This window comes from Haloarcula sebkhae (assembly GCF_014647415.1).
Classification (GTDB): Archaea; Halobacteriota; Halobacteria; order Halobacteriales; family Haloarculaceae; genus Haloarcula; species Haloarcula sebkhae.
Genome location: NZ_BMPD01000005.1, coordinates 201,135 through 219,183 on the forward strand (window position 1 = coordinate 201,135; position 18,049 = coordinate 219,183).

The window sequence follows — 18,049 nt, forward strand, 5'->3', positions numbered from 1 at the left end:
GCACTGCAACTCCCGATACATATTCTTTGCTCGTTGGCCCAGCGCCGACGGGGCACAGCCGCCTCGAAAGGAAAACGCTCTTGGCCCGCTCCGACACAGTCTTCGACATGAGCAACGGGGACGACGATGCTGACGCGTCGGACGACGCCGAGGCAACAGATGAGATCGACGTGACCGCCGAAGAACTGGAATCGCGTCTCACAGAGGCCGGCGACGCGTTAGAGGCCGCGGAGACGGAGGCCGACCTTGACGACGTCGAGTCGTCCCTCGACGACATCGAGAGCGACCTCGAAGCCGCCGACCTACCCGAACCCGACGAGGACGATGACGAAGCCGAGGACCCCCGCGAGGAGCTAGAGTCCAAGCTTTCGGACCTTCGCGACGATCTCGAGGAACAGCGCGGCCCCTACGCTGAGGATGTCGTCGCCATCGTTTCCGACGCCGCCGACACCGTCACTGACAGCGAGTGGACCGACGATGGAGAAGGCGAGGCGCAGGAAGCCGTCGAGACGTTCCTCGATGAAAGCGCCGAGTTCGTCGACCACGATGCCGACACGGGCGGCGACTTCGTCGCTGCCGGGGATGCGCTGAGTACAGTCGCCGACGCCATCGAAGCGGCAAGCCTCGACCCCGACGAGGACACGGAGACTATCGAAGGCCTCCTCGAAGCGGCCGAGACACTGGAAACGGGGCTTGAGGACGCCGAAGTCTGGGACGATCTCACGGTACAGGAGCAACTCGATGCCCGCGGGTTTTACGATATCCTGACCAACGAGAACCGGAAGGACTTCCCGCCGGAGTGGAACGCCGCGAAGCTCCACGCCGAGGAGGGGGACTTCGAGCAGGTTCTGTTCGCCTACGAAAAACTAGGATCGGAGTTCTTCGACGGCTACATCGTCGACCTCCTGTACAACCTCGGGAGCGACGCCGAGCCGGCCTTCGACGCGATGCACCAGCGCGCACAGAAACGCGACAAGGGACCGATCGAGGTACTGGGGAAGATCGGCGACGAGCGCGCGACCGAGACGCTGCACGACTACATCGACGGTGACGGCGACCCCGCGCTCCAGAAAGTAACGCTGCGCGCCCTGGGCGCTATCGGCAGTGCGGAGTCGGTCCAGCCGGTCGCCAATCGGCTCGACGCCGACAGCGAGGAGGTCCGCTCAGTCGCGGCCCGCGCCCTCGGCCTGCTCGGTGACACTCGCGCTATCGAGCCGCTCGGCGACATCCTTGAGTCCGACGACAGCGACTCCGTGCGAGCCTCCGCCGCGTGGGCGCTCCGACAGATCGGGACCGAAACGGCGCTCGAGGAAGCCGCCCGCTACGCGGACGACCGTGCGTACATCGTCCAGGCCGAAGCCGAAAAGGCCTCAAGCGCCTGAGTCAGGAAACCTTTTTATACGAACGGGGGGCCAGACGCCCCGATGCGGTCGCTCGCTCCACTCGTCTGTTGCGTGCTCGTCCTTGTCTCGATAGGGCCACATGTTGTCACCGGCCAAGCGACCCCGACCACAACAGCAGCCAGCGGTCCTGGGGAACCGTCGATTCACGCGGTGTACCCGGATCCTGTCGCTGGCGGCGACGAAGGAGAGTTCGTTGTCCTCAGCGTCCCCGACGGGATTGACATCGGACAGTATGCTGTCACCGACGGCGATGGAATCGCGGGGGATTCCGAACACCAGCGCACGCGGGCGCGTCGTTCTCTCGACGGCACCGAACCGGACACGGGAACTTACTGACTGGCCGGTCGTCGGTTTCGATGGTCATCTCGCACTGGCAAACGGCGGCGAACGAATCCGGCTGCAGCGAGGCAACCGGACTGTCGATGCCGTCCGATACACGGACTCCACCGAGGGGGAACTCGGCGTCGTTAACGGGTCAGTCGTCCGTTGGCGACCGCTGGGAGCGAGCGACCGCCCAGTCGTTAGGGCCGCCGGTGGTGAGGTGCAAGCGTTCACGCTGCCGGATACGCCCGCTGCTCCAATCCAGCCGATTCGCAATGCTACCGAACGGGTGTACCTGGCGGGCTACACGCTCTCCTCGTCCAGAGTTACCGACGCCCTCATTGCCGCTCAGCACCGCGGCGCGACGGTCCGCGTCCTGCTTGAGGGCGAACCGGTCGGCAGTCGTACCGCCACTGAGGCCAGCACCCTCGATCGGCTCACAGACGCCGGCGTCGCGGTTCGGGTGTTGACCGGTTCGCGCGCCAGATACCGCTATCACCACGCGAAGTACGCTGTCGCTGACGGGCGGGCTGTCGTGCTGACGGAGAACTGGAAGCCCGCGGGAACCGGTGGCAACAGCAGTCGGGGCTGGGGTGTCGTTACGGCACAGCCGCGGGTTGTCGACGGGCTGAACCAGACGTTCCAGTCCGACGCCGGGTGGCAGGACAGCGAGCGGTGGGGAGAGTACCGTCAGGGCCGACAGTTCGAGCAGGGCGAGCCAGCGACGGGTTCGTACCCGAGCGAGCTCCGGGCCGAATCGGTGTCCGTCCAGCGGACAGATCTTCTGGTCACCCCAGACAATGCCCAGGGTAAACTCGTCGCGACGATAGACGATGCGGACGACTCTATCGACGTCATCCAGCCGACGGTCGGGGACTGGGACAGCCCGCTTCTCCGGGCGCTCCGGCGGGCCGCGTCGCGCGGCGTCGAGGTCCGCTTACTGTTGAGTGACGCGTGGTACGTCCGCGAAGAGAACAAACAGACAGCACAGCGGTTTCGAGAGTGGGCTGACCGCAACGACGCGCCGCTGACAGCGAAAGTGGCAGACCCCGACGGTCGCTACGAGAAGATCCACGCGAAGGGTGCCGTCGTCGATGACAAGCGGGTCGTCGTCGGCAGCCTCAACTGGAACGAGGCGGCAGCAACGTCGAATCGCGAGGTCGTACTGGTGTTGCACGGCAGCGATGCGGCCGACTATTTTGGAGCTGTCTTCGACGCTGACTGGGACAGCGGCGGCTTCGACATGCCGGTCGGAGCACTCGTGGCCCTACTCGGTCTTCTGGTAGTCGCCGGGCTCGCCGCTCGTCGGGTTTCGTTCGAAGCGTAGAAAACGGATTGCGTGGCGAGCTTACACTTCTTCAGGCAACGCCGTCGAACTTCCGAGCTCCTCGTCGATCTCGGCCTCTGCCATCTTCTCGACGAGGGCGTCGATAACCGACTCGCGGCGGCCCTTGACAAACTTGATGGAGCCGACGACGAGGTGGCCGCCGCCGGAGACACCGCCGCCGTCGACCTCCTCGGTCAGCTCAGTGACCATCCGCGGGATGTCCAGGCGGACGCCGTCGGAGCGCAGGACAGCGAAGTCCGGGCCATAGCCGATGGTGATGACTGGGTCGCCCGTCTCGGCGACCTTCCGGTCGTGGATTTCGCCGGTTGTCTTCCCCGGCGCTGGGTAGGTAAAGCGGTGGGCGTGGTTCTCCACGTCGATCGTGTAGAGGTGGGCGCCGTTGTCGAGGCGCTCGTGCTCGACGTGGCTCATGGCGGCGTCGAGTTGGTCCTCGACATCGCGCTCGGCCCGCTCGGCGAGGAAGTCGACGACCTCCCCGTGGCGGTCCCGGTCGTCACAGTCGACGTTCAGCACGTCGGTGATGAGCTGTTCGCCGGAGTTGTAGCGCAGCCAGTGGGTCGCGTAGTCGAGCGCTTCGCCGATGTCGCGCAGATCGTTCTCGTCGTAGCCCTTCTCGCTTGCGAGATCGATGTAGTCCCGCATCGCCTCAGCCTCGGAGCGGTCAGACAGGCCCGCGACTGCGGGAACGTGCTGAAGGTCCGCAGTGATGTCGGGGTCGATCATCCGGGCGAGTTCGACACACAGCATCCCCGTGGTGATGCGGTAGTCCTCGTCGTGGAGGTAGGGGTTGACGTGCTGCTCGATAAGCGGCTCGACAGCTTCGGGGTCCGGGTGGTGGTGGTCGACGACGACGACCGGGATGTCGTAGTGCCGGAGGTTTCGGTAGGCCGGCGTGTCCTCCTCGGTCGAGCCGTTGTCGAGCATCAGCAGCATCGGAAGCTTCTGTCCGTGGCGGGTCCGGTCCTCCAGTGCGAAGTTGAGATCCCGGGTTACGTCCTCCATCTCGTAGTAGGGGGCCTTGCTCGGCAGGCGCTTGAGGAGGTGCTGGGGCGCGCTGGCGTCCTCGTACTGGGAGGCGATGAACGACTCCAGCGCGACCTGCAGTGGGACGCTCGCACAGAGCCCGTCGCCGTCGGCGTGGTGACGCATGCGAATCGGGCGGCCCGAAAGCACCGTCTTTCGGAGTTCTGTCGCGACTTCGCGGAGGTCGTCCCACAATTTCTCGAAGGCGGGCCACTCGACCAGCGGCTCAACGTCAGCCGGTTCAGCGGCCTCGGCCAGTGCGGCGTCGAGGTCGCTTTCGACGGCGGCGGCTTCTTCGCCGTCGAGGACGGTCAGCGATTCGGCCTCGACCTGCAGACCGTCGTCGCGCTCCTCGGCACGTCCGGAGACGCGGACGATGTCGTCGATCTCGACGTCGGGGTGCGCCCGGACGCCGGCCTCCTCGAAGGCGGCACACGGGACGATGCCGGTTTCGTCACGGACTTGGAACACGGTAGGGCCGCCGGTCTGTTTGATCTGGACGACCTGTCCCTCGATGATAACCGTCTCACCGGTAGCGGCGGCGAGGTCGGTTACGGTGGTCGCGTTGCCGTGGACAACGCGCTGTTCCTCGTAGTCGGCGACCTGCACTTCCTCGAAGCTCAGGTCGCCGTCGGGGCGGATCTCGCCGAGTTCGACGATGAGATCGTCGCCCACGTCGTACTGGCCCAGGAGATTAGAGTCGTGGACGAGCCCGGAGACAGCATCGGAGAGATCGACGAACACGCCGTATTCGACGGTGCCGTTGACAGTTGCGTGGTACAGTGCGCCTTCTTCGAGATCATCGGACGTACATTGGTCCGCAAGATCGTAGACGATGGTCCCGCCGTCGGGGACCGTCGCACCGTCACCGGTGCCAGTTGGCGAAGACATTTGTCAATCCTTCGGTGCTCCCCCGTTTGTACTCTTCGGAATCCACGGAGGGACGAACACAACGCGTAAAAAGCGTCCGACCCGACAGCGTGGTATGGGGTTGTTCCGAACGAGCGGGATACTCGGGATCGCGGAGTCCGCACTCGAGTTCGCGCTCGCAGCCTCCGAGGAGGCCCATCCAAACGAGTACATGGGTTTTCTCCGGGGCGATGACGCCAGCAAGCTTGGGCTCGACGATGACGGTACCGTTCTGACCGACGTTCTGGTTATCCCGGGGACGGAGTCGAACCCGGTCAGTGCGACCGTCAAGACGAGCATGGTGCCAAACGACATGCGAGCGGCGGGGTCGATTCACTCGCACCCGAACGGCGTCCTCAAGCCCAGTGACGCCGACCTCGCCACGTTCGGTCGCGGCGATGTCCACATTATCGTCGGCTACCCGTACGGCCGTGACGACTGGCAGGCCTTCGACAGTGACGGGACAGAAGTCGACCTCCCGGTACTCGACGTGGAACCGCCGGAGGAGTCCTTTTTCGACTTCGATCAGGCCGATATCGACGCGGAGCTCCGCGAGGAGGAGTTCGATCAGTGACCCGCGTCGTCGCACAGGGCACGTTCGACATCCTGCACCCGGGTCACGTCCACTACCTGCAGGACGCCGCCGACATGGGCGACGAACTGCACGTCATCGTCGCCCGCTCGGTCAACGTCACCCACAAGGAGCCGCCGGTTGTCCCGGACGAGCAACGCCGAGAGATGGTCAGCGCACTCAAACCGGTCGACGAGGCGCACCTGGGCCATCCGGAGGATATCTTCGTCCCCATCGAGCGCATCGAACCGGACATCATCGCGCTTGGCTATGACCAACACCACGACGATGAGCAACTCGAAGCAGCGCTGTCCGCCCGCGGCCTCGACTGTGAGATCCGCCGGGCCAGCCCGCTGGAAGCCGAGGCGGCTGACCGGCTCCTGTCGACCGGTCGTATTATCGACCAGATTCTCGACGAGCGTTGTTAACTCGGCACTGCGATTTATACGCTCGTATCAGGAGCTTAGCAAAATTATTTTACAATGCTATGTCTCTAATGTAACCAACAGTTGAGTTGAGACGATGGGCATGGTTACAGTCAACGACGTCGATTCGCTGTCGTACCGCGCTGTCGAAGTACTGCTGCTCTTGCCGACCCTCCTGTTTGGGTTTCTCGGGCTTGGGGTGATCCTCGTCGGGCTAGGGGGCGAGAGCGTGGGCGATGGTCCACTCGGAATGGCTAGCATCTTCGGGACGTTCGGCGTCTGGTATATCGGCGGCATTGTTGTCGCACTGATATCGTGGCTTGTAACCCCAATTGTCCTCTATTTCGACACCAAGAAGATACGAGATGCGGACGTGGACTGGGACCCGAATCCGGTCCTGTACGCGGTCGGCGGCTTCTTCCTTGGGTACTTGATGAAGCTTCACCACCTGTATCATCGCCATCAGTATGTCGTCGACTGGGTGGACCGGGACTGGTGGTGGACGGTTGTCGCTGTCGGAACCGTGCTGCCGCCTGTCTGTATCGCTCTCGGGGCCACGCTTGTTTCGAGCGGAAGCCTCGGCATCGGATTTGTCTTGGTTGGTGTCGGCATTCTCACAGCGGTACCGTTCTCTGTCGCCATCTACCGCGACGCGACCTACGTCCGTCTTCAGTCGGGGGCCTGGCAGCCCAATCCAGGGAACTACGTCAATCTCGGCGTCTTTTTCCTGCTTCTCGGGCCAATAGTGTACCCCATAATCGGCTGCTACTACCTGTTCCGTCGCCATCGGGCTATCGGGACGCTGTAATCGGTGCCTCGGCTATCCCTGCTTCCGATCCGGGATACGAAGCAATATGAGAGATGGTTGGCACGTGCTGCGAGTGGGTCCCGGTTCCAGTCTTTCTGCAGTTTTCATTCTACAACAATAACTCTCGCCTCCGAGACGACGCGCTCGTCCGAGGTATCCGTCCCGGCCTCGACCGCCAGCATGTACTCACCGGGTGCTGCACCGTCCGGGACGGCGACGGCCAGGCTGCCCATCACTGAATCAGCGATAGGGTCCCAGACGAGTTCTGGCGGATAGGACTCCCGTACGGCGGTCGGTTCCGGTTCGAAACCCTCGTGTGTCACCTGCCAGTTTTCGGGGATTTCGGCCAGCTGCCAAGTCAGGACGCCGACTGACGAGGCCTGCACCTCGATTCTCGCCGTCCCGCCGGTCGCGGCGGTCGCGTCTGCGGCTTCGATGGTGAGTCCGCTATCCGAACCACTGCCAGGAGCCCCACAGCCGGCCAGACAGAGCGTCCCGACCGAGAGAGCGAGCATCGTTCTCCGGGTTCGCATACCTGCTGTTCCAGCGGCCGGGAGAAAACGGTTCGCACGGAACTGCTCGAACCTGTGTTGAGTTCGGATGGCGGCGCTGTTCGCAGTGGCGTCAATCGGGGAATCGCTAGCCGGGAAAGCTGTACATCCGTGTTACTTCACCACGGATATGTCTAAATGGCGACCATGAATACCAGAGTCTGGAATGTAGCGGTCAGATGATTGTCCCGCCGCTCGGAGGATAAACTGCCATGCCAGGCACCGTAACCACGGCCATGTTACAGACGGGTGGTCCCGCGATATCCGCCGAGGCAGCCAGCTATCTCGCCGGGGGACTCGCAGCCCTCGCCGTCGGGTTAGCGGCGCTGGGCTCCGGGTTCGCCGAGCGTGGTATCGGCGCGGCGGCCGTCGAGGCCATCGCCGAGGACCCCGATATGTTCGGCCGGGGACTCATCCTCACCGTGCTGCCCGAGACGCTCGTCATCCTCACGCTGGTGACGGTGTTCGTCGTAACGTAGCAAAACAGCCAACCTAAGGGTCTACCCACTTTTTCAGTGGCTCGGGCGGTTTTGATACTGAACGCCGACGAGGGTAAGACGCGACGGGCCGCTTAGATGAGGTCCGCCTCGGCCAGTCGGTCGACAGCTTCCTGCAGTCGCTCCTTGCTGTTGGCGTAGGAGATGCGCGCGTAGCCGGGCGTCCCGAACGCGGTCCCGGGGACGGTGGCGACCTGGGCCTCCGAGATAGCCTGGTCACACCACTCGGTATCGTCGCCATCCGGCGCGATTTCGGGCATCATGTAGAACGCGCCCTGTGGTTCGGGGACGTGAACGCCGTGGTCCTCGAACAGGCCCATGAGGAACTCGCGGCGCTCCGCGAAGGCCTGGCGCATCTCTTCGACGGCGTCGTCCGTGTTCGTGATGGCCTCGACGCCAGCGTGCTGGACGAAGTTCACGGCACACGAGACCGAGTGGGAGTGGACCTTGCCGGCCTGTGAAACCAGTTCTTCCGGAGCCGCGAAGTACCCCAGCCGCCAGCCGGTCATCGAGTAGGCCTTCGAGAAGCCGTTGAGTGTGATGGTCCGGTCTTCCATGCCTTCGAGCGTGCCAAGCGAGACGGCTTCGACGCCATCGTAGGTAATCTCCTTGTAAATCTCGTCGGAGATCACCGTGATGTCGTGCTCGACGGCGAGGTCGCGGACGCCCTCCATCGCCTCGCGAGAGTACACCGCTCCGTGGGGGTTACCCGGGGAGTTGACGACGAGCAGTTCCGTCTCGTCGGAGACGGCGTCGGCGAGGTCGTCGAGCGCGCCTTCGAGCTGGAAGTCGTGGGCGGCAGTGTCGACGCGGGTCAGCGTCCCGCCGGCGAGTTTCGCCATTGCCTCGTAGGACACCCAGGCCGGGTCGAGCAGGGCGACCTCGTCGCCGTCGTCGATGATAGTCTGGAAGATCTCGTACAGAGCCTGCTTACCGCCCGGCGTGACGATGAGGTTCTCCGGGCCGTACTGGGTGAGGCCGTCGTCGTGAAGCTTGTCGGCGATGGCCTCCTTCAGTTTGGGGATCCCGTTGGAGGACGTGTAGCCGGTGTGGCCGGCGTCGAGTGCGTCCTTGGCGGCGTCTTTGATGTTTTCAGGCGTATCGAAGTCGGGTTCGCCGACGCTGAGGTCGACGACGTCTTTCCCCTCGGCTTCGAGTTCTGCGGCCTTGTTGCTGATCGCGAGGGTCGCGCTCGGTTCTACACGTTCGACGCGGGAAGCGAAGTCCATAGTCATTGTTCGAGTTCGGTGGCGAGTTCGATTGCACTCCGGACGGCCAAGGCCCCTTTGTCGGTTCGGGCCTCGGCCTCGTCTTGGCTCATGCCCGGGCCGATGATGCCCAGCGTGACGGGGGTGTCGCGGTCGAGGGACACGTCGGTCAGCCCCTGCGCGGCGGCGTTGCCGATGACCTGGTCGTGGTCAGTGTCGCCGCTGATGATCGCGCCGAGGACGGCCACAGCGTCGACATCCGACCGGCGCGCGAGCCGGTCGGCGGCCAGCGGCGTGTCGTAGGCCCCTGGGACATCGATCGACGCGACAATCTCGGCGTCGTTGTCGGCAGCAGCCTCGTAAGCCCCGTGCTCCATCTCCTCGATAACGGCCCCGTGTTTGTCGTACTGAGCGACAACCAGCCCGAGCTGCACCATACCTGACTCCCGGGGAGGGGCGACTAAAGAACTACCGTTCCGTGCCTGCGTGGCCGCAGGTCGACTGTGCCGGTATCGGCGATGGGCGGGTAGCTTAAAAACCTGTTATAGAAACCAGAAGGATTCTAATGTCCCATGTGCTTGAGCCAGATATGGCTGAGTCGTCCCTGCTGTCTACCCTCCACGATATCCGGGACCGGAGCCGGTCCTGGTTCGCGGACGACCCCCGCGCTACCGTGAAGGTCGTCGTCGCCGTGACGGTTCTCGGTCTCGTCCTCAGAATCGCGGCTCTCGGGAGCCGCGTCGCCCACTTCGACGAGGGGCGCGTGGCCTACTGGGCGCTACATCTCCGCGATTCTGGGTCGTTCGCCTACCGCTACATTATCCACGGCCCGTTCATCCAGCACGTCGACAGCTGGGTGTTCACCGTCGCCGCGCCGACCGACTTCACGATGCGGCTCCCGGTCGCGATTGTCGGCGGCCTCCTCCCGCTGACGGCGCTGCTCTTTCGCGAACACCTCCGGTCCGACGAGACGGTGTTCATGGCTGTGTTTCTCGCACTCAACCCGGTCCTGTTGTACTTCTCCCGCTTCATGCGTAGCGACGTGCTGGTCGCGGCGTTCATGTTCACCGCCTTCGGCCTGCTCGTCCGGTTCGTCGACACCCGGAAAGCACGGTATCTCTACGGCGTCGCCGCGTTCATGGCACTTGGGTTCGCTTCGAAGGAGAACGCCATCGTCTACGTGCTGACGTGGCTCGGCGCGACTGGCCTCCTGCTGGCGAAGGTGCTTGTCCTCCCGAACGGCTACCGCGACGCCGTCGGCTTCCTCCGGACCGTCCCGAGCATCGGTGCAATCTGGGGTCGGCTCCGGGGGCGCTTCTGGGCAGACGTGCATCTGGGTCGCGATATCATCCGCTCGTTCCGTGACCGCCACGATAGCGCCGCCTCCGTCCTCGCAGCATACGCGAGTCATATCGTCCTCGCCGCGCTGGTGTTCGGTCTCGTTTCGCTGTTTTTCTACGCCCCCCGCGGGGCTGGTGTCGCGGGTATCGAATATCCGCCAGCGCCGGCCGCCAGCGGCGACGTGAACTTCTGGTCCGGCGTGACGAACCCGTCGCTGTTCCCCGAACTCGTCCAGACCACCTGGGAGCGCGTCGCTGACCAGTACAGCGAGTGGTTCTCGCCGGCCTCCGAAAAGGCAACGACGACGGATACCGGCCTCGTCGAGTCCATCGGGACGTTTTACGAGAGCGTCGACGGCCACTACGAGGTGCTGTTGAAAGCACTAGGCTACACCGCGGCACCACTGCTCCTGTTCTCGCTGTTCGGGTACGCGCTCGACCGACTCGGAACGGTCAAGCCGCGCCATCTCGTCCCGTTCGCGGCCTACGGTGGCTACGTCTCGATTCTGGGGTACCCCATCGGAACCGACATCGGCGCGCCGTGGCTCGCCGTCCACGTCGTCGTCCCGCTGTCGATCCCGGCCGCCGTCGGACTCGCTGCTGTAATCCGGTGGGGCAACGAATCGCTGTCGACTGACGACGTGACCGGCGCTGCCATCGCCGCCGCCATCGTTCTGCTCGTCACTGCACTCGTCGTCAACACGACCGCAACGCGGGTGTACACGAACGAGCATCTGGAAGGGAATCCGCTGGTCCAGTACGCCCAGCCACAGGAATCGCTCCGTGCGGATCTGGCGGAAATGGACCGGATCGCGACGGCCAACGGAAACGGCACCGATGTCGTCATGTACCACGGAGAACGCGGCGACGCCTACGACGGTGACGACGCGTACGTCAAGGAAGACCGCAGTCAGTGGAACGACTCGTGGTGGAACACCAGACCGATTTGCCTGCAGTGGCACAACTCGCTGCCGCTGCCGTGGTACTACGCGGCTGACGACGTGAACGTCTCCTGTGAGACCCGCCCCGACATGCTCGCCGAGCAGGCGCAGACGGATCAGCCGCCGATAGTCATCACCCAGCAGATCGACAGCACGGTTCCTGCCGAACAGCTCGAAGCCGCCGGGTACGTGCCCAAGACCCACCGGATGCGAACGAAGTACGGCTCGAACGACATGACGGTGTGGGTCCACGAGTCCTACGGCCGAGAACCGAACCGTTAACCCTGCTGCTGTGAAAGCGCGCGGTATGACGCTCACGTCACCAGGGCCGACCGTCGGCGTGGTCGGCGGTGGCCAACTCGGCCGGATGCTGGGCGAGGCGGCTGCGCCGCTTGGCCTCGAACTACTCGTGACCGACCCGACGCCGGACTGCCCGGCCACGCCGGTCGTCCGCGACCAGATCGTTGGGGGTTTCGACGAGGAGGCGACCCTGCGGGAGCTCGCCGAGCGCGCCGACTACCTCACCTTCGAGATCGAACTGGCCGATCCGGACGTTCTCGAACGGGTCGCCGAGGAGACGGGGACGCCGGTCCATCCCGCTCCTGAGACGCTCCGGACAATTCAGGACAAGCTCGTTCAGAAGCGCCGGCTGTCCGAGGCCGGCGTTCCTGTCCCCGAGTTCCGCGCCGTTGACACCGCCGACGACCTCCGCGAGGCCTGCGAGGAACTGGGCTACCCCGCGATGCTCAAGGCCCGGACCGGCGGCTACGATGGCCGCGGGAACATCCGTGTCGAGGGGCCGGACGATGTCGAGGACGCTGTCGACGAGATTGCCGGCCCAGCGATGGTCGAGGCGATGGTCGACTTCGAGCGGGAACTGGCGGTCATGGGCTGTCGCGGTGCGGACGAGCGGGACACGTTCCCGGTCACCGAGACGATTCACCGGGAGGAGATCCTGCGGGAGTCCGTCGCGCCGGCCAGAGCGTCACGAGCTGTCCGCGAGCGCGCCCGAGAGGTCGCTCACGACGTGCTCGACGTGATGGACGGCCGCGGCGTGTTCGGCATCGAACTGTTCGAGACGACCGACGGCGAGATACTGCTCAACGAAATCGCGCCCCGACCACACAACTCCGGCCACTGGACTATCGAGGGGTGTCACACCTCGCAGTTCGAGCAACATCTGCGGGCCGTCACTGGCAAGCCGCTGGGGTCAACCGACCAGCGGTTCCCGACTGTGTCGACTAACATCCTCGGAGACGTGACCGAGCGCCAGTCGGCGGAGCTACGGGGCGAAGACGGCGTGCTGGAGACGCCACGGGCACACCTGCACTGGTACGGCAAGCGCGAGGTGTACGAACTCCGGAAGATGGGGCACGTAACAGTGACGGCCGACGACCGCGACGGCTTGCTTGACGACGCCCGCGAACTCCGTGACGGCCTGACTTTCGAGTGAGCGACACGGACTGATCACGGAGTTCTCCGCAGTCCGGAACCGAGCGGCCTTTGACTATGCGGTCCTGAGTCACGGTATGGACCGACGGGATTTCCTCCGTGCGGCCGGCCCGGCGGCAGTCGCAGGGCTCGCCGGTTGCCTCGGCGGTGGGAGCGCTGACACCGACTACGACGTTGGGATGTCCGCGAAGGCGTACCGCCCGGTTCGCATCGCCGTCGAACCGGGGACGACCGTGCGGTGGCTCAACACGAGCAAACAGGGCCACTCGGTTACGGCCTACGAGGACGAGATCCCCGACGAGGCAGATTACTTCGCCTCCGGCGGCTTCGACACCGAACAGGCGGCCCGGGACAACTGGGGGGGCTCCTCCGGCGGGACGATGTTCGAGGGTGACGATTTCACGCACACTTTCGAGGAGGTTGGCGAGTATCCCTACTTCTGCATCCCGCACGAACGAGCCGGGATGGTCGGGACTGTCGTCGTAACTGAAAATCCCGAAACGGCGACGAGCGGCGAGTAGCGGTGCTGTCGGTTTTATCGAGTCTCTTTTCGTCCGCGCTGAGTAGGACGTCTGCGCGTTGCTTTGCGGTCTCGGTCGCTAACTCCGACCATCAACAACAGCGTCACTGGATGTGGTCATGTCCGCCGCGTCGCTGTCGCGCTCGGTCTCAGTACGACGGAAAAATTCGAACGTCGATGCTAAACTGCGTTAGGCTTCGACGTCGACGTCTTCCTCGTCCACGTCGACAGCCGTTTCCTCTTCGGCGGCGACTTCTTCGGGCCGCGCTTCGAGCGTGGTCTTCTTGATCTCGACGCGTCGGAGCGGGTAGATGTCCTTGGCCTCGCCGTAGATGGCCGAGGAGAGACGCCCTTCGACGACGCTGTCGACGAGTTCCTCGAAGGTTCGGTCTTTCGCTGTCTCGCGAACGAGGTCGATCATCGTTCGGCGGATGGCCTTCTCCTGGGAGGCGTCGGCCTTCTTCGTCGTCACGGCGACGGGCTGGATCTGGACGCGGTAGTCGTCCGTCGTCAGCACGGTGATGTAGGCCTCGACCTTCGAGGAGCCCCGTCGGACGAGCGAGCGGAGGTAGTCCCGCGTGAGTTCGTGGCGGATGAACTCCGTGTACGCCGTGTCCGAGGCGACCTCGTTGATCTTGAAGGTCAGCTTCGTGTTGTTCTCGCTGGCGTCGTTGGTCAGTTCGCCGAGCGTCGTTTCGATGGTGCGTCCGAGCACCTTGTCCGGTTCGTCTGCCGGTGTCTTACCGAGAACCTCCCGGTCGAACTGCTCGGGAGCCTGCACGGTGTACCACCGTTTCTGTTCTGTGCGCTTGGAAACGCTTCGTTCACTCATGGTTGGATTGTGTGTGTTGGTCTGCGAGCTGTGCTGCAACCCGGATGTTGACGACGTAGTCGTCGACGGTCGCCTGCAGGCCGCCGGTCGAGTCGCGTTCGACGGTCGTGACAACGGCGTCGTCCTCGACGCGCGTGGTCATCTCGTCGGTGTTGTCCGGCCGCACCGCGCGTGCGACGCGTTCGGGCGAGTCGTGTGTCGTCCGAATCTCGGCCCGTTTCATACTGCCTCCCGGAACGCTTCGATGAAGTCGGCCGTCGACACGTCGAACCGGGCGCGTGCCCGGTCGCCCACCCCGACGGCGTCGCCGCCGACCGTCTCGGCGGCTGCATGCATCGTCTCGGCCACGTCCCGTCCGTCCGTAGCGCGGGCCGCGGCTCGGTCGTCGGTGACGACGAGCGTCACCGGTTCCGGCGCGCGGTAGTCCGCGAACAAACGGGCGACGGTGCCGGTCGGCATCGCGTCGCCGCGGGCGACGAACAGGCCGTCGTACCGGCCTGTGGTCGCCTCGGACACTGCTTCGTGAGCGCGAGCGGCGTGAGTCCGCCACGCGGCCAGCGCGTCCTCGTTGACAGCCTCGTGGCCGAGCGCGAGCGCGACGGCAGTGCCCGGCTGTTCGCGGGCGACGGCGTCGAGCACGTCGGCGTAGCCACCGACTGTCTCGAAGGGGCCGCCCGTCGTCGGGCGGAGCGCGCGTTGGACCGCGTCGGCGGCCCGGGGTGGTGTGTCCGCGGTGACGGCCAGCGCGACCAGCGACGCGAGGCGTCGGTGGTCATCGGCCGAGAGATCCGCAGACTGGTGTGCGTCGATGCCCAAATCGGCGAGCGCGGCCCGCGCTGCTTCGGTGTCGCCCGAGAAGGGCGCGACGAACAGCGTCGAGTGGGCCAGCCCATCTGCGAGGTCTGCCGTCGGCACGGCGACGCCGGGCCGTCGGTCGAACCCCGCCTGCTCGGCGGCTTCGGCGACGGTCCCGTCAACGTTCCCGGCGGCAATCGTGCCAGCCAGGGCGAGCGCGGGGTCGGCCGTGCCGAGTTCGCGGGCGGTCTCGAAGGCAGTCGCGGCGGCGCGGTCGGTCAGCGTCACGTCGGCGGTCGGCTGCGTGCGACCGATGGCGACAGTGATGTCGGTCTCCGTGGTCCGGTCGGGGTCCTCGAACGGGCGGACGACGCTCGCCTGAAACGGCGTGTCATCGAGCGCCCGTGCCAGCAGGCCAGTCGCAGCCAGTGCCTCGCCGGTTGCGTCGCTGACGAGGCGCACAAAGGTGGCCTCCCGTAGCGACCCGGCAAGGTCATCGGGGGACGTGGCTGGCGTCGGTTCCCGACCGGTCGCCGACATCTATTCGAGACCCAGCGCCTCGACGGCGTTGTCGTAGCTGTAGGTGAAGTCCTCGTCGACTTCGTCACCGCGGTAGTAGTCGATGAGGCGTCGGATCTTCGACTGCGTGTTCTGGAGCGCACGCTTGTTCTGGTAGTCACCGGGGTTCTCATCCATGTGATCGCGAAGGCGGACGGCCCGTTCGAGCAGGTTCCGAAGGTCCTCCGGCAGGTCCGGTTCGGCTTCGTTCTCCTCGAGGATCTCGGTGACTTTCTTGCCGGTCGCGAGCGAGACGTCAGGGATCGGCGTGCCCTGAACGCCCTCGTCGCGCAGCTTCAGGCCGATCTCGCTGGGCGAGTGGCCCTGTTCGGCCAGTTCGACGACGCGCGCTTCGATTGCGTCCTCGTCGACGTCGCTCCACTCCGGGGGTTCGTCTGCCGCCGGTTTGTCCGAGTCGGACGAACCGCGGCGGCGTGTATGCATTCGTGCCATTGTAATCTGGTTGGAACCGCACGAACCGCTCTCGTTACGAGGCGTATTGGCACTGTACAGTGCCGAACACGGCCGCAATCCCGAGCTATGAAAGTCCATAGCGAGTCAGATTTGCGGTCGTGCTGTTCCCATCTTCCTGTCTGAGAGGGCGCGACTAAACCGTTCCGCTTCCCGGCCGCGTCTCGAAGCGGCGACACCGTTCACGAACCCACACCGCAGAGAAAATTCTTCGCAGTATTACAATTGATAACGTGCCCAACTGTTTTAAATCGTTTGCCGGGGTATGTTTGGGTAGTATGGGTAGCGCTGGGTGGAGCCTCGGAAACCGTGGGCAAAGTGCTCCGCTCGGGCTAGCGCTGGTTTTTGCGGTGATGATTATATCGACGACGGCGGTTGTTGCGCTGGGTGCTGACGCAATTACGAGTACGCAGACGCAACTCGACGCGGAACGAACCGAAAAGTCGTTGACGGAACTCAACTCCAAAACCGCGCTCGTGGCACTGGGACAGACAGACGTGCAACAGGTTTCCCTTCCCGCGAGCAGTTCGAGTACCTATCGTATTGACGAGGATGCCGGGTGGATGAACGTCTCCTACCGGAATACAACGTCCGAGAATCGGACGACTGTGTTCAACGAATCGATGGGTGAGGTGGCGTATCACGGCAGTGATGAAACGCGACTCGCGTATCAGGGCGGCGGCGTCTGGCGGGCCAACGGCGATGGAACGTCGGTGATGGTATCCCCACCGGAGTTCCACTATCGGGACGCGACGCTAACGCTGCCACTCGTAACGGTGAGTGGGTCCGGCGCAATCAGAGACAGCGCGTCGATCTCCCACAACCGAACGACGTCGCACTTTCCAAACAGCACGCGCAACGCGAACTTTACGAACCCGCTCGAAGACGGGAAAGTCAGCGTTACCGTCCAGAGCGAGTACTACCGCGCGTGGGGAGGATACTTCGAGGAGCGAACGGACGGTGACGTGACGTACCATCCCGGTAGCAATCGTGTTTCGATCATTCTCAAGGTCCCCGCAGGGCCGCGAAAGGTCCGGAACGCCGTCGCCGCGACGAGCGACTCCGGTTCAATCAAACTGAGCGGGAACGACGCATTTACCGACAGCTATACTTCGGCGGATGGGGACGGGTACGATGCCTCCGAGGCTGGTGATGGCGGCAATCTCACGACGGCAGGTGATGTCATCGTCACTGGGGGTGCGGAACTGAACGGAAACATCACCTCAGGCGGGCGCGTCGAATTCAGTAGTAACTCGATGGCGTTCAACGGCGACCGGGTAGAATGGGCGGACGCGTTCGACGACAAACACGGCACGTGTACAGGGTCCTGTTCTGACGAACAGATCAGTTCGTTCGGCGAGACTACCAACATCAACTCTCACGTCGACACACAGGTCGACGACCTCTCGTCGTCGAACGATAACGCGGGAACGATAGCCGACGACGGCGTCATCGACGGTACGGAGGGGACGACGACGCTGTCTGCCGGCAGGTATCACGTCGACAAAATCGACTTGAGCAACGACGTTGAGTTCGACACGACTGGTGGAAACGTAATCATTGGCGTCGAGAACTACGTGAGTCTCAATACCGGGAACGACATCGCGGTGTCCGGCCCGAATCAGGTCAAGATATACATAAAAGGCGAATCGCCCGCGTCTGGCGGGAGTGCCGACGGCTATCACTTCTTCACACGGGCGAGTGAGATCAGGACAACCGGTGCGGTCAGTGAGCGGTCGACACAGGTGTGGATATACGGGAAAGATAACCTTCAGGCTCGGATGGAGAAGAAAGGATCAGATAACTCCAGAGTCACTGGTGTCATCTACGCGCCGGGTGGAGAGTCCGGAACGAGCAGGTTCGAGATATGGAAGAGCGACCTCTACGGTGGTGCGGTCACCAGCCAGGTCAAACTGAAAAAAGGTGGACGGGTCCACTTCGACCAAGCACTCAGACAAGAGCGCACACTCCCAAGAGACACGAGCGTGGTCGCGATCACCTACCTCCACATCTCGACGAACGACGTCAATATTACATCGAACTGATAGCGGACACACCCACTTCACCACTATCAAA

At 64.0% G+C, this 18,049-nt stretch carries 17 protein-coding genes and 1 pseudogene; 10 read left to right on the top strand and 8 right to left on the bottom strand.

The annotated features are described in order from the left end of the window. Positions 1-107: 107 nt before the first annotated feature. Positions 108-1,382, top strand: a complete 1,275-nt coding sequence (locus IEY38_RS15285; protein WP_188979196.1) for a HEAT repeat domain-containing protein — start codon at positions 108-110, stop codon at positions 1,380-1,382. A 42-nt stretch (positions 1,383-1,424) separates the two neighbouring features. Beyond that, positions 1,425-3,051: pseudogene (locus tag IEY38_RS15290) on the top strand (phospholipase D-like domain-containing protein). Between the two features lie 21 nt (positions 3,052-3,072). On the opposite strand, the gene IEY38_RS15295 reads toward IEY38_RS15290, so the two are convergent. Next, the gene (locus tag IEY38_RS15295; RefSeq protein ID WP_188979198.1) at positions 3,073-4,986 is read right to left on the bottom strand and encodes a DHH family phosphoesterase; all 1,914 of its coding nucleotides are present in this window, start codon (positions 4,984-4,986) and stop codon (positions 3,073-3,075) included. A gap of 94 nt (positions 4,987-5,080) precedes the next feature. Between IEY38_RS15295 and IEY38_RS15300 the strand changes: the two genes are divergently transcribed. From IEY38_RS15300 to IEY38_RS15310, 3 genes are all read left to right on the top strand, one after another. Continuing rightward, complete coding sequence (locus tag IEY38_RS15300) at positions 5,081-5,578, top strand: Mov34/MPN/PAD-1 family protein (protein WP_188979207.1); 498 nt, start codon at positions 5,081-5,083, stop codon at positions 5,576-5,578. Continuing rightward, a complete protein-coding gene (locus IEY38_RS15305; protein WP_188979208.1) occupies positions 5,575-6,003 on the top strand; it encodes an adenylyltransferase/cytidyltransferase family protein in 429 nt (142 codons plus the stop codon). Before IEY38_RS15300 ends, IEY38_RS15305 begins: the two co-directional genes overlap by 4 nt. Before the next feature lie 94 nt (positions 6,004-6,097). Beyond that, positions 6,098-6,808 carry a hypothetical protein gene (locus IEY38_RS15310; RefSeq protein ID WP_229727318.1) on the top strand — a complete coding sequence of 237 codons (711 nt, stop codon included), beginning with the start codon at positions 6,098-6,100 and terminating at the stop codon, positions 6,806-6,808. Positions 6,809-6,912: 104 nt separating this feature from the next. Here the strand turns inward: IEY38_RS15310 and IEY38_RS15315 are convergent, their stop codons facing one another. Then, positions 6,913-7,341 (bottom strand): hypothetical protein, encoded by a 429-nt coding sequence (locus IEY38_RS15315; RefSeq protein ID WP_229775331.1) that lies wholly within the window; start codon positions 7,339-7,341, stop codon positions 6,913-6,915. A 230-nt stretch (positions 7,342-7,571) separates the two neighbouring features. On the opposite strand from IEY38_RS15315, the gene IEY38_RS15320 reads away from it, so the two are divergent. Beyond that, entirely contained in the window at positions 7,572-7,838 is a 267-nt protein-coding gene (locus IEY38_RS15320) for an ATP synthase subunit C (RefSeq protein ID WP_188979209.1), read from the top strand. Positions 7,839-7,930: 92 nt separating this feature from the next. Here IEY38_RS15320 and IEY38_RS15325 read toward each other — a convergent pair whose 3' ends face one another. Next, on the bottom strand, positions 7,931-9,091 hold the full coding sequence (locus tag IEY38_RS15325; protein WP_188979210.1) for a pyridoxal phosphate-dependent aminotransferase: 1,161 nt from the start codon (positions 9,089-9,091) through the stop codon (positions 7,931-7,933). Further along, the gene (gene ribH, locus IEY38_RS15330; protein WP_188979211.1) at positions 9,088-9,501 is read right to left on the bottom strand and encodes a 6,7-dimethyl-8-ribityllumazine synthase; all 414 of its coding nucleotides are present in this window, start codon (positions 9,499-9,501) and stop codon (positions 9,088-9,090) included. The genes IEY38_RS15325 and ribH overlap by 4 nt, the downstream gene beginning before the upstream one ends. Positions 9,502-9,653: 152 nt before the next feature. Between ribH and IEY38_RS15335 the strand changes: the two genes are divergently transcribed. The 3 genes from IEY38_RS15335 (at position 9,654) to IEY38_RS15345 (ending at position 13,318) form a co-directional block, all read left to right on the top strand. Further along, positions 9,654-11,627: a flippase activity-associated protein Agl23 gene (locus IEY38_RS15335; protein WP_188979212.1), complete on the top strand. Its 1,974-nt coding sequence runs from the start codon at positions 9,654-9,656 to the stop codon at positions 11,625-11,627. Between the two features lie 25 nt (positions 11,628-11,652). Next, positions 11,653-12,798, top strand: coding sequence for a 5-(carboxyamino)imidazole ribonucleotide synthase (locus IEY38_RS15340; RefSeq protein WP_188979214.1), 1,146 nt, complete (start codon positions 11,653-11,655; stop codon positions 12,796-12,798). 76 nt (positions 12,799-12,874) lie between these two features. Next, entirely contained in the window at positions 12,875-13,318 is a 444-nt protein-coding gene (locus IEY38_RS15345; RefSeq protein ID WP_188979216.1) for a plastocyanin/azurin family copper-binding protein, read from the top strand. A 189-nt stretch (positions 13,319-13,507) separates the two neighbouring features. Here the strand turns inward: IEY38_RS15345 and IEY38_RS15350 are convergent, their stop codons facing one another. From IEY38_RS15350 to IEY38_RS15365, 4 genes are read right to left on the bottom strand one after another with little or no spacing between them, the layout of a single operon-like run. Next, positions 13,508-14,149 carry a 30S ribosomal protein S3ae gene (locus IEY38_RS15350; protein ID WP_004591699.1) on the bottom strand — a complete coding sequence of 214 codons (642 nt, stop codon included), beginning with the start codon at positions 14,147-14,149 and terminating at the stop codon, positions 13,508-13,510. Then, positions 14,142-14,372 carry a KEOPS complex subunit Pcc1 gene (locus IEY38_RS15355; protein ID WP_188979218.1) on the bottom strand — a complete coding sequence of 77 codons (231 nt, stop codon included), beginning with the start codon at positions 14,370-14,372 and terminating at the stop codon, positions 14,142-14,144. Before IEY38_RS15355 ends, IEY38_RS15350 begins: the two co-directional genes overlap by 8 nt. Continuing rightward, a complete protein-coding gene (locus IEY38_RS15360) occupies positions 14,369-15,484 on the bottom strand; it encodes a hypothetical protein (protein ID WP_188979220.1) in 1,116 nt (371 codons plus the stop codon). Before IEY38_RS15360 ends, IEY38_RS15355 begins: the two co-directional genes overlap by 4 nt. Continuing rightward, complete coding sequence (locus tag IEY38_RS15365) at positions 15,485-15,955, bottom strand: 30S ribosomal protein S15 (protein ID WP_004957060.1); 471 nt, start codon at positions 15,953-15,955, stop codon at positions 15,485-15,487. It lies immediately after the preceding gene. Between the two features lie 296 nt (positions 15,956-16,251). Between IEY38_RS15365 and IEY38_RS15370 the strand changes: the two genes are divergently transcribed. Next, positions 16,252-18,018, top strand: a complete 1,767-nt coding sequence (locus IEY38_RS15370) for a DUF7289 family protein (protein WP_446685125.1) — start codon at positions 16,252-16,254, stop codon at positions 18,016-18,018. Positions 18,019-18,049 lie beyond the last annotated feature (31 nt).

Coding starts and splice junctions, on each gene's coding strand:
- IEY38_RS15350 (WP_004591699.1), bottom strand. CDS start 14,149: ATGAGTGAACGAAGCGTTTCCAAGCGCACAGAACAGAAACGGTGGTAC.
- IEY38_RS15370 (WP_446685125.1), top strand. CDS start 16,252: ATGGGTAGCGCTGGGTGGAGCCTCGGAAACCGTGGGCAAAGTGCTCCG.
- IEY38_RS15315 (WP_229775331.1), bottom strand. CDS start 7,341: ATGCGAACCCGGAGAACGATGCTCGCTCTCTCGGTCGGGACGCTCTGT.
- IEY38_RS15335 (WP_188979212.1), top strand. CDS start 9,654: ATGGCTGAGTCGTCCCTGCTGTCTACCCTCCACGATATCCGGGACCGG.
- IEY38_RS15325 (WP_188979210.1), bottom strand. CDS start 9,091: ATGACTATGGACTTCGCTTCCCGCGTCGAACGTGTAGAACCGAGCGCG.
- IEY38_RS15320 (WP_188979209.1), top strand. CDS start 7,572: ATGCCAGGCACCGTAACCACGGCCATGTTACAGACGGGTGGTCCCGCG.
- IEY38_RS15310 (WP_229727318.1), top strand. CDS start 6,098: ATGGGCATGGTTACAGTCAACGACGTCGATTCGCTGTCGTACCGCGCT.
- IEY38_RS15365 (WP_004957060.1), bottom strand. CDS start 15,955: ATGGCACGAATGCATACACGCCGCCGCGGTTCGTCCGACTCGGACAAA.
- IEY38_RS15295 (WP_188979198.1), bottom strand. CDS start 4,986: ATGTCTTCGCCAACTGGCACCGGTGACGGTGCGACGGTCCCCGACGGC.
- IEY38_RS15360 (WP_188979220.1), bottom strand. CDS start 15,484: ATGTCGGCGACCGGTCGGGAACCGACGCCAGCCACGTCCCCCGATGAC.
- IEY38_RS15355 (WP_188979218.1), bottom strand. CDS start 14,372: ATGAAACGGGCCGAGATTCGGACGACACACGACTCGCCCGAACGCGTC.
- IEY38_RS15345 (WP_188979216.1), top strand. CDS start 12,875: ATGGACCGACGGGATTTCCTCCGTGCGGCCGGCCCGGCGGCAGTCGCA.
- IEY38_RS15285 (WP_188979196.1), top strand. CDS start 108: ATGAGCAACGGGGACGACGATGCTGACGCGTCGGACGACGCCGAGGCA.
- IEY38_RS15300 (WP_188979207.1), top strand. CDS start 5,081: ATGGGGTTGTTCCGAACGAGCGGGATACTCGGGATCGCGGAGTCCGCA.
- ribH (WP_188979211.1), bottom strand. CDS start 9,501: ATGGTGCAGCTCGGGCTGGTTGTCGCTCAGTACGACAAACACGGGGCC.
- IEY38_RS15340 (WP_188979214.1), top strand. CDS start 11,653: ATGACGCTCACGTCACCAGGGCCGACCGTCGGCGTGGTCGGCGGTGGC.